The sequence below is a fragment of the Wolbachia endosymbiont of Culex quinquefasciatus Pel genome (assembly GCF_000073005.1).
Taxonomy (GTDB): Bacteria; Pseudomonadota; Alphaproteobacteria; order Rickettsiales; family Anaplasmataceae; genus Wolbachia.
Genome location: NC_010981.1, coordinates 261,564 through 276,910, shown reverse-complemented (window position 1 = coordinate 276,910; position 15,347 = coordinate 261,564). Strand labels below are relative to the sequence as shown.

The following is a 15,347-nucleotide window of genomic DNA, read 5'->3' as shown; positions in this document are numbered from 1 at the left end:
GACGTATCAAGATATAATATTACAGAATTTTTCTATCACTTTCTGATTGTCCTCTATCATTGCCTTTGCCTCTTGTTGAAGAGATTTGATATTTTTTGATGTAATGTTATCCATGTCAGCCGACGCTAGCTTCAATTGCGATTGTATGCGTATATATTTATCACCTATAACTTGATCAAGTTGGTAATTTACTGAATCTAAACTTGAGGCAAACATCACATGTAATAGTGGTTTTATCCAGCCTATTTTTCCTAATCTTCTTGAATTAGCTATGCTTCTATCTGTCCTGCCAGTTCCAATTGATAACAGTATAATCTCATCATTTGGAAATAACCTCTTAGCACTTGCATATGCACAAGCCGCTGGATTATTGGCAAACACCCCGCCATCCACTAGTACCATTTCCTTGTGGTTGATTTTAAGATATTTAGGTGCAAAGTAAGTAGGTGCTGCAGTTGTAGCTCGTAATGCATCTTTCAATTTGATAAAATTTCTATCTTCTCTCCAATTTTTAAAGAAGAAGGGATAATTGTTCTTAATATCATAGCTTGTAAGCATTAAATTATTTGTTGCATCTGCAAGAGTAGAATCACCAAAATATTTATCCAGTACAAATTCAATATTTTTATGTGGGTATTGTGCGCAATTAAGCCAAGAAAATATTGATCTTCTCAAAAATGAAGATTTAAAAATATATGCTCCGTACTTTTGGTAAAACTCAACTAGGTCGTTGGCTGAGTATTGGGGATTTCCTCGTTCATCTTTTCTACATAATCCCGCTACAACAATCCCACCGGTTGAGGTTCCTGCCACTAAATCAAAGATTTCAGCTATAGTTCTTCTTGTTCTTTTTTCTATTTCTGCTAATATTATGGCTGGTATGATGCCTCTTATGCCTCCGCCGTCAACTGAAAGGATGTATTTTGCCATATTTATTGATTTTATTAACTTGCTCACTTTTATCAGGGTGTGTTACCTGTCCAAAAACTACAGTCTGTTTTACACCTAGGGAAAATTGTGCCGAACAAATAACCAATGCTATAGATCAAGCTCAAAAATCCATATTAATTCAGGCATACACGTTTACTTCAAAGCCAATTGCACAATCTTTAATTAGAGCAAAAAAACGTGGTGTTGATATTAAGGTCATTCTAGATGAATCACAGATCAGCTCAAAATACAGTGTCATCAATGAATTGTTTTATCAAAAGATACCGGTATACATAGACTATAAACCTGCAATTTCACACAGCAAAATTATGATCATTGATAATCAAAAAATCATAACTGGATCTTTTAATTTTTCCGATGCGGCACAGAAAAAAAATGCTGAGAATCTACTGGTTATAACAGGAAGCCCTTCATTAGTTGAACAATACGTTGAAAATTGGAAAGATCGTCAATTGCAATCTAGGCCTTATACGCCATTAATAGAAAATTGATTACTCACATTTTAAGTTGCTAGCTTTAAAATCATCCAACTCTTCAGAAAGATTTTTTACCCTTTCCTCAAGTACTAACACTTTTTCCATTAAACCATATTCAATAAGTTTATCGTGAAATTGTACCCTTGAGTCTAACTTGGATAACCACCATATGAATCCTACGGTTTGGATTAATAACGTGATAATTATAGCTCTTTTCATAATAGTCCGAAAAGCTTATAGAAAAGCAGAATCAACAGCATGACGAAAAGATGTGAATAGAGGGATGTTTTTCCTAGCTCTGTTTTTTATAGCAAACCAATGATGCTCAATTTTGTTAAAATCGGGAGAATAAGGCGGTAGATATAAAATTTCTGCACCAACTCCTTTAGCAAGTTCAGTAATCTTATTAGACTTATGAAAAGTAGCATTATCAAGGATAACAGTTTGTCCAGGTTCCAAAATCGGTGTCAGGAACTGCTCAAACCATTTATTAAAGATATCCATATTACAGTGGCCTTCAAATGTTAACGGAACAGCTATTTTTCTGCCGTTTAAGGCTGCAATCATACTGATTCGTTGAATTTTTTTACCAGATTTTAGAGCATAAAAGCGCTGTCCCTTCTGGCAATATCCATAAGGGTAGTCCTCAGTGTTATCAATGCCAGACTCATCTATATATACTAAGTTTTGAGGTTCTTTTGTTGCTATAATTTTCAAAAATTCAGCGCGTTTTTCTTCGTTCCTTTCTTTGTATCCATATGTCTTTTTTTGCGTGTGAGTCCAATTTTTTTAAGAGCTCGATGGATCGTTGTGATACTAACATTGCCCCAAAGCTTAGCCATTTCCGATAGAGTTTTTCCACCATGTTTTTTGGCAAATTCAGTAAATTTATTCCTGTCGGTAATTTTGTGATTATAACCTACATTTCCAAGTTTTTTTGACTGAAAATCTCCTGTTTCTTTTTTTCTTTGCTGCCACTCCCATAATGTAGTTTTTCCAATTTTAAATCTTGCTGCCACTGTTTCTCTCCTTTCCCCTTCTTCTAGTACTTCCATTGCTTTTTTTCTTAAATCATAACTATATGCTGCTGGCATACTTACCTTCACTACTATAAAAACTTATTTTACCTCGTTTGGACTATTATGAAAAGAGCTATACTAACGCTTTTATTTCTTCTAGAGATCTATTCATAAAAGGTGCCCTTCAATAATTTATGATAAAAAAATGATTCTTTTATTCGCTTAGAAAGGTATCCAATCAAGCTCAGTATTTTCTGGAGTAATAACCGTAGCAATCTTGTTTTTTTCTCCATATCGATCAGCTTCAATACCAACTTTTGCAGTAAATTCTAACCCGTTAAAGTCAGCTATAGAATTGATCTTTCTAGCAATAACTGCTTTTTCTGAAGTGTCATGTGCATGAATATTCCGTGCTGACTCTAAAATACTTCTAAGCATAGAACGTCCAGATTCTCCCCAAGTATCTTCTCCTTCAACGCTTGCTTTGCCACTTTTAATACCAATTACTTGAAAAATCTTACGTTTTGCATATGGACCTTCAGTGACAGTAAATTCAGCGTTTAAATAGATGCTACCAGTAGTGTAGCTTTTAGTGAACCAATTTTCATAACCTCCAGGCTTTATTGCCATTTTTACCTTGACTATTGTACCTTTTGGTATTAAATTGCTCTGCAGTTTTGCGTTATTAAAATCAGTTAAAAAATCTGATAACATATTGTCCTCCTATAAATTAAGTGAAAAAAAGGAATCAACTCCATTGGTCTGCAAGCTTCCAACGACTATCTATCTTATCAACAAGCTTACTTGCTACACGTTCACCATTACGAAGCTCAAATACTATTTGACGGACAGTGCTTTCCTCATCATGAGCAAACATCACCATGCCAGTGCTATAAAATCCACGTAAAGATCCAGCACCGCTTAGGCCTTGAAATGGATCTTCTTCCAGCATCTTTTTGGACAGTTTTTTTGTGTGGTGAGTGAGTATTATGCCCGAATCTGGATTGATAACATTTCTCAGTCTTTCAAGCGTTTTTTGCAAAAAGAATAGCATAGCGCTATTGTCATTTTCATTGCCATATTCACTTGAGTTGAAGATGTTGCGAAGAGGATCGATTGCAATAATATCAGGTTTAAAACGCTCTTTAATAACATTTTTAATTTCATCTATTTCTTCACTGCTGAAAGATAATTGTACTCTTGGTGTAATGATTAAGTTATTGGCAGCTATATTCAAAAGTTCGTTATCCAGTTGAAGTTGTTGCAAACGTTCTTTCATATATTCATATTCAATTTCAGTTTGCAGATAGAAAATTTTCATAGGTTTGCTTGGAGTCATACCCAAAAATGAAACTCCAGCAGCCATGTAAACAAGCCAAGAGATCAAAAAGTCGCTTTTGCCAATCTTAGGTGGGCCACCCAGTACTAATAGACCTCTTTTAGTTAGAATCCTTGGTGCGATTATATCTTCTGGTATTGGCGATTGATCATCCAAGTATTCTTTTACACTGAAAAAGGGAATTTTTTGAGTAATGGTGAAAAAGTCTTGTAACATATATAACCTCTAAAAGTTAACTTTGAGTAGAAATTTAAGCAGCAGTAGCAAAAGCCTTAGCTTTAATTTTCGTAAGTAATTTTCCCAGATGCGGTTCTTCAACCATATTCAGGCAGCCACTGCGATCTTTAGCTGGATATCCCCAAGTATTAATAGTCTGACAGACAAATGAACGTTTCTCCGTTCCATCATCTTTCTTGATTCCAACCATACTGATTACTTCATCAACTATCCCAGGAATTTCACTAGCAGTTTTAGCTCCTTCACATTGAGGCAGCCATGTTGAACGATTGCAGTCATCAAGATATTGACCTAATGTGCCAACTATGATGATGTCTTTGTCTCTGATATGTTGAAACTGATTGAGCCAGGCCATCATTTCTTGAGCAAGTAACCCATAAGCAGCTCTTTTATCTTCTCTTCCTGATCTATCTGAAAAAGCTTCCGGTTGCATTCTTGCCCATGAAAAGCATAAACGTGATGCTACAGTTATGCTATCAATAAAGATAGAGCGGTATTTAGAAACTTCAGAAAGAAGATCTTTGTGCTTGCTACAGACATGCTCATAGTGTTTTTGACTATACGCTTGATCAGACCTTAATGCAGGATTAGGACCACCAATAAGACAAGCAATGTCTCTGGCCTCATTCCAAGTGCGAATCTCAGTTGAATCTCCTTTCCAGTCTTGTACAGCAAGAAGTCCTGCTTCAAAATCAAGGCAAAGCGTTGTTGATTCATCAAGAGTTTTAAGTAGGCTAGTCTTGCCGATTCCATAAGGTCCGAAGATTACCATTTTCACACCTGTGACCATTTTTGCTCTTTCTTTGCTGTTTATTATTTTCATGCTTTTACCTTAATTTGCCACTATATATAAATTCACTAAATTTCAAAAAACTGTTCAATTTTTCTTATGCTTTTTTCCGTAAACAGGTGCAAATTTAGATCGCATTTTCTTGAGAATGTTGTACAAAGTAGTCCGTGACATATTGTTCATGTCTGCAACTTCAGCAATGCTGTGATGTTTAAGTTGTTCACATAAAACTTGCCACTTCTTTGGTAATTTTGAAATAATTTGCTCAACATCAATACGTAGTATCGTTTCATCTTCAAAGCAGTAACTTTCTTGTTGCACATTATTTTCAAGCTTAGGAGTAGTACGTGAGTGTTTACGGACTAGATTATTAATACGATTTTTAACAACTTGCTTAGCAAAGGTTGAAAGACTGCCCTTAGTTTTATCATACTGATCTATGCATGAAAGAAACTCACAGAAGAGGTCTTGTTCTATGTCTTCAATATCTTGATCAGTAAGCGATTTATAATATTTTGCGTAAAATTTTATTAAATTAACAACTTTAGGATCAATACCTGAATAAGAGTTTCGAGATTTCATAAGATGTGTCCTTAAATGAAAGACTTAAGGATGAAACTTTCTTAGTAAATATTGTAGGACATGAAAAAAATACCTCAGACAATCGTGAGTTTTTTACCCTCTGAAAACCTGGAATCTTTTTTCAAACCTCAGACACTCAAAACTTTGATCAGACAATACACCTACGAACTGAACAGTTTTTGTAAATCCGGTGAATATATAGAACAAGACTTTCAACTTACAGGTAATTTCATGAGTGATTCATACAATGTTCAAGAACTTAAAGCACAACTTCTATTAAACTTAAGATCTTGTCTTTTGTACTTGCTACCTAACGGAACTTTTCACAAAAATGAGTTTCAAGTAGGTGATATATGGGGTAATAAAGGAAAAAGTTTAAGAGTAGAACTAAGTGGCAGTAGAGCCGGGTTATGGAATGATTTTGCAACTGGAGAAGGTGGTGACATTATCGACCTTTGGGCAGCTGTGCATAGAAAGAATGCAAGGACAGAGTTTCCTGAGGTAATAGCTTCAATAAGTGAATGGCTCGGAAATAATAAAAAAATACAGAGAGAAACAATATGTTGATGAAGACTTTGAGAAATTCATTACCCAAAGTTGGAATTATTATGATGAAAATGGTCAGGTGATTGTAAAAGTTTATCGTTCTGATCCTCCTGGAAAGAAAAAAGTATACAAGCCTTTTGATATCAAACAATCTAAGTTTGCATCACCAGAAATAAGGCCTCTATATAATATTCCAGAAATCTTAAAGTCTGATAAAATTGTTCTGGTGGAAGGGGAAAAATGTGCAGAAGCGCTGATAGAGAAAGGAATAACTGCAACAACAATAATGTCTGGAGCAAACGCAGATGTCAAAAAGACTGATTGGTCACAACTGAAGGGCAAGCATATTATTATTTGGCCAGATAATGATGAAGCAGGTGCAAAATATGCTAAAAATGCTGAAAAAAAGCTTTTAGAAATCGGAGTTGAATCACTTGTTGTTCTTAATATTCCACAAAATAAAACAAAAGGCTGGGATGCTGCTGATTGTGTAGAGGAAGGAATAAATGTTAAAGAATTTTTAGCTTCAACTGCACTTACTACTAATACTCTAAGTACAAAAAGTTTGATTTCATTTTCTGCAAGGCAATACTTTAACGATAAATCACCGATGCCAGAAGATATAATTGCACCTAGGATTTTAACTCCAAGTGGACTTTTAGTGTTTGCTGGAGCACCTAAAGTAGGAAAAAGTGACTTTTTAATTTCTTGGCTAATTTACATGGCAGCAGGAGTTCAATTTCTTGATATGGTACCTAAAAGGCCTTTGAGGATCTTTTATCTTCAAACTGAAATTGGCTATCACTATATGCGTGAACGTCTACAGCAACTAAAAATCAATGAAGAACTGCTTGAGATTGCTTTGGATAACTTAGTCATTACACCTCAAACAAAGCTACTCTTAAATGATGATAGTATAGATGAAGTTCTTGGTGAAATAAAGAAATCATTTGGTTCAAATATCGTTGATGTTATAGCTATTGATCCACTACGTAACGTTTTTGATGCTGGCGAGAACAGTAGTGAAAATGATAACAATGCTATGCTATTTTTCCTGCAAGAAAGAGTTGAAAAATTGAGAGCGTTAGTTAATCCGAATGCAGGAGTCATTTTAGTACATCACACGAAGAAGATGCAAAAGAAATCATTAGAAGAAGATCCTTTTCAGAGTTTCAGTGGTGCTGGTTCGTTAAGAAGCTTTTATACTACAGGAATGATAATGTTTAAGCCAGATGAACGGCAAAGTAGTCGTCAACTGATGTTTGAATTACGTAATGGTCATGCTATTCCATCAAAATGTGTTGATAAAATCGATAACTGCTGGCAAATACTTGATTATGAGTCACAGAGACTGATACATAAAGATTATGGACAAAAATTAGATGCAGAGCGTTCTCGTAGATATGATATTATACTGCAATTAATTTACGACGAGGCGAGAAATAGAGGGAAAGTATATACAATCAATACATTCTGTGAGGTATTTGAAAATAAAGCAGGTCTTGGTAGTAAAAACTCCATTCGTGAACGCATTGATGTTCTTGCTGCAAAAGGTTACATTAAGTTTAACAGGAATGATAAAAATGCTGAAAGAAGTAAGTATGGGATACTTTGTGTTGAAGATATGGAAAAGAAAGTTACAAACCAACTAAATAAGGATATTATAGTATATGAGAAGATTTTACCAACCGATTATAAATCGCCAGAATATGGCAGTATTATGCCAGTTGAAGATTCAAACATTTGGCTTTACTATAATTAGATCTCTTCTATATCATTTACAGTAATAAGGTTACTTACGAAGTATATTGATTATTTCAGACTCCAGAACTCTTCAGTCTTGGCAGAATCTGGTGCAGTTTATGAGATCTGGTACTTTCTGGTAGTAAAAAAATGCTAGATTTTCAATGGTTTAATGGTTGACAGATTTCTGAGCTGTAATCTGGTTTAGGTGGCAAAAAGCTTAGGAGTATTGAGGAGTTTTGACCAGTCTCCAGTTTCCAAAATTTCCTATTATTATATAATAATAATATAGTAGTATGACTTTAAAACATACTACTCTGTTCGGTTACTAACCAGTCTACAATAATAAGCTATGGATACGTATAAAGCTCTCTTTCAAAATTATCTGATAAAAGAAATGAAAGACAATGCTCAGAAAAAACAAATGAACCGTAATTGTATCCGTTCAGAGGTATGGTAAGGATAAAAAAGAATTGACATAACATATCAAAGTAATAATAACAGAAAATGTTGATAGTAAGGTAAGGCTAAATTGTTGATCAGTATTGTAGAGTTATGTAAAAACTTAGAGCAAAAAGTAGCAAAGCTTGAAGAAAAAAATAAAATCTTAGAAATAGAGAATGCTGAACTAAGAGAGAGACTTGGCTTGAACTCAAGGAATTCATCTTTACCAAGTTCAAAAGAGCTGTACAAAATAAAAAAAGACACACCAGAAGATAAGTCAGAGGGTGGCAGGAAGATAGGGGGTCAAGTTGGTCATAAAGGAAATTATCGGATAAAAATGGAAGCAGATGAAGTAATTAGAGTAAGATTACATGATACTTGTGAATGTGGTGGAGAAATTGCAGTATGCAACAAACCCTATATTCACCAGAATGTTGATCTCCCAAAAATTAAGCCTTACGTAGTGGAATACCAACTAGAACATGGGCGCTGTCGTAAATGCGGAAAAAGAAGGAGTAGCAAATTACCAGAAGGAGTTACACCTGATACCTTTGGTCCTAGAGCTAAGTCAGTAGTTGCATCACTAAGTGGGTTTTATAAGAATTCAAAGCGAGAAATAGCGAATATTATGAAAGACATCTTTAACATGAGTATAAGTGTTGGTAGTGTGTCCAACAGCGAAGCAAGGGTCTCATCAAAATGTAAAGAAGTCTATGAACAAATAGAGGAAGAAATGAAAGCAAGCGAAATTTTGCATATTGATGAAATCAGTCACTACAACAAAGGCAAGTTGGGATGGTGCTGGATGTTTGCCAACAATAACGCAAGTCTTATGAAGTTAGCAGATACAAGAGGAATGAGGTTTTTAAAGAATAGTGCATTTTGTGATTACAAAAATCGTGTAATTACCGACAGATATGCAGTTTACAACTACTTCAGTGATGAAAAACGACAAATTTGTTGGGCTCACTTGTTGAGAAATTTCGAGAGGTTATCTCATAGCTGGAATAGTGAAGTAATGAGACTTGGCAATTGTTTAAAAGATGCAGCTAATGGATTATTTGCATTAAAAAATGCTTTGTCAGAAAATGAAATTAGTATTTCAAAGTTCACTAAGCAATCTAAAGAGTTGCGAAGATTTATGCAGTACTGCATGATAAAAATATCTTATATACTTGAAGCAAAAGGAGCTTCACGAACGGTAAAGGGTATTATAAAATCCGAGCCAATGATGTGGACATTTTTGGATGACCCAAAGAATATTCCATTAACGAATAATCATGTTGAACGACAAATACGGCGTTATGTTGTCTATCGTAAGAATTCATATTTTGCACAGTCAGAGCGAGGGAATAGATTCCTTGAGCGGATAATTTCTCTGTATCTCACTTGGAGACAAAAAAAAGTTAAATCCATTTCAAAACCTTTTATCTATTGTCTCTTAAGCCGCACCTCTGAACGGATACCCGTAATTGGGTTTTAAAGCGATTCTACAACCTCAGGGTACAACATACCACCAAGACCCAAGTTACTCATATAGGGTAGCTTAAAACTCGATTATGAGGTACTTCTAAAGTATCTTTTACCTTAAACTTTCACTTACTAGAAAGAGCCCTGTTCAATTTTATTATGTTTTTTATTCCTTGTAAAATATTTTTTCAAAAAAGTGAACAGTTTTTGTAATTTCGGTGAAACAAGAGCTGGTTTTGGAGGTCTTATTGAAATATAACGACTTTTATCTAAAATTCTTAAGTTGAGTTTTTAGGTAATCTGTATAAATAATTTGTAGATGAAGCTAAAGGAAAAAAGTTTTGCCATAAACATAAGCTACAAAACCCTCTCAATAATTCAAGATGGAGACAAAGATCTAAATTTATTTATTTACGTCTCTAATTTTATCTCGTATAATGGAGACAAAGATTTATATTTTGTGTTTTATGTCTCCATTATTTATTGGTAGAAAAACTGAGTTAAAACAACTACTGGAGCTTACAGAAAAAAATACTGCATCTTTTGTAGTAGTCAAAGGAAGGCGTCGTATAGGAAAAAGTCGTTTAATTCAAGAGTTTGGTAAATACTTCGAGCAATATTACTCCTTTATAGGTTTGCCACCAGAAAAGCATACTACAATGTCCTACCAACTTAATGAATTTTCTAGACAAGTTGCTAGACAATTTAATACATCTTTTGCTAGGTATGATGACTGGAGCGATTTACTATGGGCAGTTGGTGAACGTCTACTATCAGGAAAAACATTATTGCTGTTTGATGAAATTTCTTGGATGGGCTCAAAAGATCCAACCTTTTTAGGCAAAATAAAAAATTTTTGGGATACGCAGCTAAAAAATAATAACAAGTTAATTTTCGTTGTTTGTGGATCAGCTTCATCCTGGATCGAGAAAAATATACTTAGCAGCACTGGTTTCGTAGGGAGAATATCGTTAACTTTAACACTCGGAGAATTATCACTTTCTGATTGCAATGAATTTTGGCCGAAAAATATTTCAGCATATGAAAAATTTAAGGTGCTTGCAGTAACTGGCGGAATTCCAAAGTATTTAGAGGAGGTAAATTTTAAACATAGCGCTGAAGAAAATATTAAAAGGCTTTGTTTTACAAAAGGTGGGTTTTTAGTTGAAGAATTTAATCAAATATTCTCAGATTTATTCATGCGAAAAACGGCTTTTTATAAGCAAATAGTCAGAGCTCTTTCTACTGGAGCTAAAGAACAAGAAGAAATTTGTGCTACTTTAAATATCGTAAGACATGGACGCATTTCTGAGTATCTATATGAACTTGAGCTTGCTGGTTTTATTGCAAAGGATCATACTTGGAGTATAAAAACTGGTACTGATTCACGACTCAGGAGGTACAGACTTCAAGATAATTATTTAAGGTTTTATCTAAAATATATCGAAAAAGATCTAGGAAAAATTAGTCGTGACACCTATTCTATAGGGTTCTTACCAGAGTGGTATACAATTATTGGGCTTCAATTTGAAAATTTGGTGCTGAACAATAGAAAGAGTATACATAATATCTTAGGAATTGATAGAATAATAAGCGAGAATCCATTTTTTCAGAAAAGAACACGTAATAGTGCAGGTTGTCAAATTGATTATATGATTCAAACGAAGTTTAACACTCTCTACATTTGCGAAATCAAATTTTCAAAAGATAAAATTGGTCATTCAATAATACAAGAGTTACAAAAGAAAATAGATGCACTAAATCGTCCAAAAGGCTTTTCATGTCGTCCAGTCCTTATCCACGTTAATGATGTAAGTGATGATGTTATAGATAGTGGTTACTTTTCACACATAATTGATTTTGGAAAATTATTAAATTGTAAGTAATGGTTTTTCTGACTTTAAAATAGTGTCTTTTTAGTTTTTATGTTTATTCTTAACTTATAGAGGTTGCTTATGACTGATACTTTAACTTTAAAAGAGGGAGATATTGAAACTACTGCTTTTGATAATAGCAATTTTACTAGAGTATTACACGATGGAGAATGGTGGTACGTAATAACAGAAGTAATAGCTTTTCTGACAGGTAGTAAGAACCCATCTGACTATCTAAAAAAGATAAAAAGCAGAGATATAGGGCTTTCTGAAGGATGGGGACAATTTGTCACCCCCCTTGAAATTAAAACAAAAGGTGGTAAACAGAATGTTAATTGTACAAATGTTGAGGGGTTGTTTCGTATTTTGCAGTCTATTCCTTCCAAAAGAGTTGAACAATTTAAACGTTGGCTTGCAAAAGTCGGGTATGAAAGGCTACAAGAATATGAAAATCCTGAGCTTGCACTCAAACGAATCTATGCCGATTATGCTGCAAAAGGGTACCCTCAGGAATGGATACAAAAGAGAATAGAATCGATAGCTGTCAGAAATCAACTAACAAAAGAATGGGGTAACAGAAATATATCTGACCACAATAATAAGTATATTGAAGGTAGGGAATACGCAATATTGACAGACGTAATTTCTGAGGGAACGTTTGGAGTAAAAACAAAGCATCATAAGGAAATAAAAGGCTTGAGGAAACAACCACTAAGAGACCATATGACACCAATTGAATTAATTTTTAACATGCTAGGAGAACAGGCTACCATTGATGAAATAAAAGATAAAGATGCACAGGGCTATAATAAAAATTTAGAAGCGGCAAAGGAAGGAGGTAAGAACGCAGGCACAGCAAGAGAGGCATTTGAAAAAGCTAGAGGTGTGAAAGTCGTTTCTTCAGATAACTTTTTAAAGAGGATTAAAGATTAAAGTTCTCACTATAAGAAATCTCTGAATTTTATGTTTTAAAATGTTTTAGAAGGTTATTATAGCGTTATCTCTGATTTAGATAGTTTGTTTTGTATGCTTTTACCAAAAACTCATGTAATTTCTGAGCTGCATTAAAATTATTTTAACTTTTTTTGAGAAAATTCCGGAAAAAGTAGTAAGAAATCCGGTATATATATATTATAGAAGGGCATTGATGCAGTTTGTGGATGCGCTTCAAATACAAAAACTTTAAGTGTCAATCCGAAACTCGGCAAACAAACATTGAGTAGATTTGTATTTTTTTAGATAAGGTAAAAACTTCGTTTTAAAGCTAGATGTGATTTTATAGATAACAATAGCAATTCACCAAAGAACACACGTAGTACCCTCTAAAACTTAATTAAACGGCATTCTCGGTAATCTTACCATTATAGAACAAACCTCCCTTTAAGTCTAACACGATTTTTATCCTTTGCAAAAAAAAAGTGAACAGTTTTCGTAATTTTGGTGAATATATATAACAAGAAAACAACTTTCTGCAGTAGCACATGATTCTCGTTGTTGGACTACAAAAACCTATGAATTGCTAGTGTATTTTGCAGGAACCAAACGATATTTTGGAATCAGTGCTACTTATAGTTTTAAATTATAGCAAATGTCAACCCTAACACTAGATCTCGGCAAGCAAACGGGCTGGGCAATTCTTACAGATGGAGTAATTGAAAGTGGCAGTGAGAGTTTTCATACTAGTCGTTTTAGTGGAGGTGGCATGTGCTTCTTAAATTTTCGTAATTGGCTTAATTCTTTGAAAGAGATTTCTGTAGTGTATTTTGAGGAAGTAAGAAGACACTTAGGAACTGATGCTGCTCATTGCTACGGTGGTTTTCTTGCCGTTCTATCTGCTTGGTGTGAAGAACATCATGTGCCGTACAAAGGTGTTAATGTTAAAACTATCAAACGCTTTATAGCTGGTAATGGTAACGCAAGTAAGAGTGAAGTTATTGAAGCTGTAAAGGAAAAAGGGTTTTTACCTAGAGATGATAATGAATCTGATGCTTTGGCACTAATATTCTACGTTATGAATTTTAGTAAAGATTTTAACACATTAAAAATACCATAAAAGTGGGTCCTTTCGGCTATAATGGCGGGTTTGGTGGTGCTGACCTCAGGCCTTTTCTAGTGTTAGACATATTTTGAATATTAACTTTTTAATTATTAAGAATTTAAACATATATGAATTTAGCAATCCACTACTATCCTACTCGAGATCTAGTCGAATATGAGCGTAACCCACGTAAAAATGATGACGTAGTAAATAGAATGTGTGCTTCTATTCGGGAGTTTGGTTTTCGTATACCAATAGTTGCAAAAAGCGATGGGACTGTGGTTGATGGCCATTTAAGACTTAAAGCAGCAAGAAAACTTGGTATGGAGAGTATTCCAGTGGTCCTCAGTGATAATCTAAATGAACCACAAACCAAAGCTTTTCGATTGCTGGCAAATCAATCAGCTAATTGGGCAAAGTGGGATGATGAGCTTTTGAAAGTAGAAATTCAAGAGTTAGAAGATTTACAGTTTGATCTTAAAATGACTGGATTTGAATTAGAAAAAGTTCAACATTTCCTTGATGATTTAGATAGTGAAAAAGAAGATCTTTCTGACTTAGTTGTTGATGACAAAAAGGTAGAAATAACAAAACCAGGTGATCTATGGATTTTAGGTGATCATCGAATCTATTGTGGTGATAGCTCTGTAGTTGAATCATATAAAGCGCTGTTAGATGATAAAATGGCAGACATTACTGTTTGTGATCCTCCATATAACGTTGATTATGGTAGCAGTCAAGAAAGAGAGGATAAAAAGATACTAAACGATAATCAAGGTGAAAAGTATGAGCTTTTTCTCTACGACATCTGTTCCCATATTTTAGCATATACGAAAGGAGCAATTTACATCTGCATATCATCATCAGAGTTTTCAACGTTGCAAAAAGCATTTGAGGAAGCGGGAGGAAAATGGTCAACTTTTATCATTTGGGCGAAGAATCACTTTACGCTAGGAAGATCAGATTATCAAAGACAATACGAAGCAATGCTTTATGGATGGAAAAGCGGCAATAAACGTGAGTGGCATGGAGGAAGAAATCAAAGTGATCTGTGGTTTTATGATAAGCCAACACACAATACACTACACCCAACGATGAAGCCAGTAGAGCTAATGGAGAGAGCAATAGTAAACAGCAGCAGACCAGGAGACATAGTACTTGATCCATTTAGCGGCTCTGGCAGCACACTGATTGCATGTGAGAGAACAGGAAGAATTTGTAGAACAATAGAGCTAGATTCAAAATTTGTAGATGTAACGATAAAACGTTGGCAAGTGTATACAGGCAGGGAGGCAATTCTTTCTGGTACTGGTAAAACTTTTCCAGAGATTCAAGAAGAAAAAAAGGAGCAAAAAAAGTGAAATTAATAACACAAACAGAATGGGCAAGAGAACAAGGATTTTCAAAGCAATATGTCTGTTATTTAGTAAAGAAAGGAATAGTTGAGTTGGAGAATGGTTTGATCAATAGAGAACAAGCAAATGAAGCAGTAGCAGCAATAAGAGATCCAAGTCAACCATTGAGAAGAAAAAACTATTCAGAAAACGGAGAAAAACTTTCCACAATGTTGCTAAAAACGCGAATAAAAAATGAAATGGAACGAGGTAAACTGCTTGAGGCAAAAGCTAAGGCTGAAATAGGAGAGCTTGTAGCAGTAGAGGAAGTGAAAAACGAAGCATTTAATGTAGCAAGAGTTGTACGTAATAATCTGCTTAATATTCCAAATAGAGTTTCAGCGCTGCTTGCATCACTGAGTGACACTGAAAAGATTCATATGGAGCTAACTGAAGAAATTACAAACTCGCTTGAAGAATTATCTAACACTAAATTTTAAATAT

13 protein-coding genes and 2 pseudogenes are annotated in these 15,347 nt (G+C 34.4%); 8 read left to right on the top strand and 7 right to left on the bottom strand.

The features are described 5' to 3' along the window. Positions 1–6: 6 nt before the first annotated feature. Entirely contained in the window at positions 7–930 is a 924-nt protein-coding gene (locus WP_RS01360) for a patatin-like phospholipase family protein (RefSeq protein WP_012481781.1), read from the bottom strand. Here WP_RS01360 and WP_RS01355 point away from each other — a divergent pair. Beyond that, positions 921–1,442 (top strand): phospholipase D family nuclease, encoded by a 522-nt coding sequence (locus WP_RS01355; protein WP_342742202.1) that lies wholly within the window; start codon positions 921–923, stop codon positions 1,440–1,442. The genes WP_RS01360 and WP_RS01355 overlap by 10 nt on opposite strands. Here WP_RS01355 and WP_RS07645 read toward each other — a convergent pair whose 3' ends face one another. The 6 genes from WP_RS07645 to WP_RS01320 form a co-directional block, all read right to left on the bottom strand. After that, entirely contained in the window at positions 1,443–1,646 is a 204-nt protein-coding gene (locus WP_RS07645; RefSeq protein ID WP_012481779.1) for a hypothetical protein, read from the bottom strand. 15 nt (positions 1,647–1,661) lie between these two features. Then, positions 1,662–2,521 (bottom strand): IS630-like element ISWpi11 family transposase gene (locus WP_RS07065; RefSeq protein ID WP_076611713.1). Its coding sequence is split into 2 segments (ribosomal slippage): positions 1,662–2,197 and positions 2,197–2,521, totalling 861 coding nucleotides; the frame shifts between segments, so codons are not numbered across the junction. 147 nt (positions 2,522–2,668) lie between these two features. Continuing rightward, positions 2,669–3,160, bottom strand: coding sequence for a hypothetical protein (locus WP_RS01335; RefSeq protein WP_012481778.1), 492 nt, complete (start codon positions 3,158–3,160; stop codon positions 2,669–2,671). Between the two features lie 34 nt (positions 3,161–3,194). Beyond that, entirely contained in the window at positions 3,195–4,001 is an 807-nt protein-coding gene (locus WP_RS01330; RefSeq protein ID WP_012481777.1) for an AAA family ATPase, read from the bottom strand. A gap of 34 nt (positions 4,002–4,035) precedes the next feature. Further along, positions 4,036–4,845 carry an ATP-binding protein gene (locus WP_RS01325; protein WP_007302861.1) on the bottom strand — a complete coding sequence of 270 codons (810 nt, stop codon included), beginning with the start codon at positions 4,843–4,845 and terminating at the stop codon, positions 4,036–4,038. Positions 4,846–4,899: 54 nt separating this feature from the next. After that, the gene (locus WP_RS01320; protein ID WP_012481776.1) at positions 4,900–5,394 is read right to left on the bottom strand and encodes an RNA polymerase sigma factor; all 495 of its coding nucleotides are present in this window, start codon (positions 5,392–5,394) and stop codon (positions 4,900–4,902) included. Between the two features lie 231 nt (positions 5,395–5,625). Between WP_RS01320 and WP_RS01315 the strand changes: the two are divergent. From WP_RS01315 to WP_RS01285, 7 genes and pseudogenes are all read left to right on the top strand, one after another. Continuing rightward, positions 5,626–7,702 (top strand): annotated as a pseudogene (locus tag WP_RS01315) (AAA family ATPase). 516 nt (positions 7,703–8,218) lie between these two features. Then, positions 8,219–9,572, top strand: a pseudogene (gene tnpC, locus WP_RS01310) (IS66 family transposase). 492 nt (positions 9,573–10,064) lie between these two features. Then, positions 10,065–11,483 carry an AAA family ATPase gene (locus WP_RS01305; RefSeq protein WP_012481774.1) on the top strand — a complete coding sequence of 473 codons (1,419 nt, stop codon included), beginning with the start codon at positions 10,065–10,067 and terminating at the stop codon, positions 11,481–11,483. 69 nt (positions 11,484–11,552) lie between these two features. Next, positions 11,553–12,404, top strand: a complete 852-nt coding sequence (locus tag WP_RS01300; RefSeq protein ID WP_007302946.1) for a BRO-N domain-containing protein — start codon at positions 11,553–11,555, stop codon at positions 12,402–12,404. Between the two features lie 655 nt (positions 12,405–13,059). Further along, the gene (locus tag WP_RS01295; protein ID WP_012481773.1) at positions 13,060–13,524 is read left to right on the top strand and encodes a crossover junction endodeoxyribonuclease RuvC; all 465 of its coding nucleotides are present in this window, start codon (positions 13,060–13,062) and stop codon (positions 13,522–13,524) included. 113 nt (positions 13,525–13,637) lie between these two features. Then, positions 13,638–14,870, top strand: coding sequence for a DNA modification methylase (locus WP_RS01290; RefSeq protein WP_007302943.1), 1,233 nt, complete (start codon positions 13,638–13,640; stop codon positions 14,868–14,870). After that, on the top strand, positions 14,867–15,343 hold the full coding sequence (locus WP_RS01285) for a hypothetical protein (RefSeq protein ID WP_007302942.1): 477 nt from the start codon (positions 14,867–14,869) through the stop codon (positions 15,341–15,343). Before WP_RS01290 ends, WP_RS01285 begins: the two co-directional genes overlap by 4 nt. The last annotated feature ends 4 nt before the right edge of the window (positions 15,344–15,347 follow it).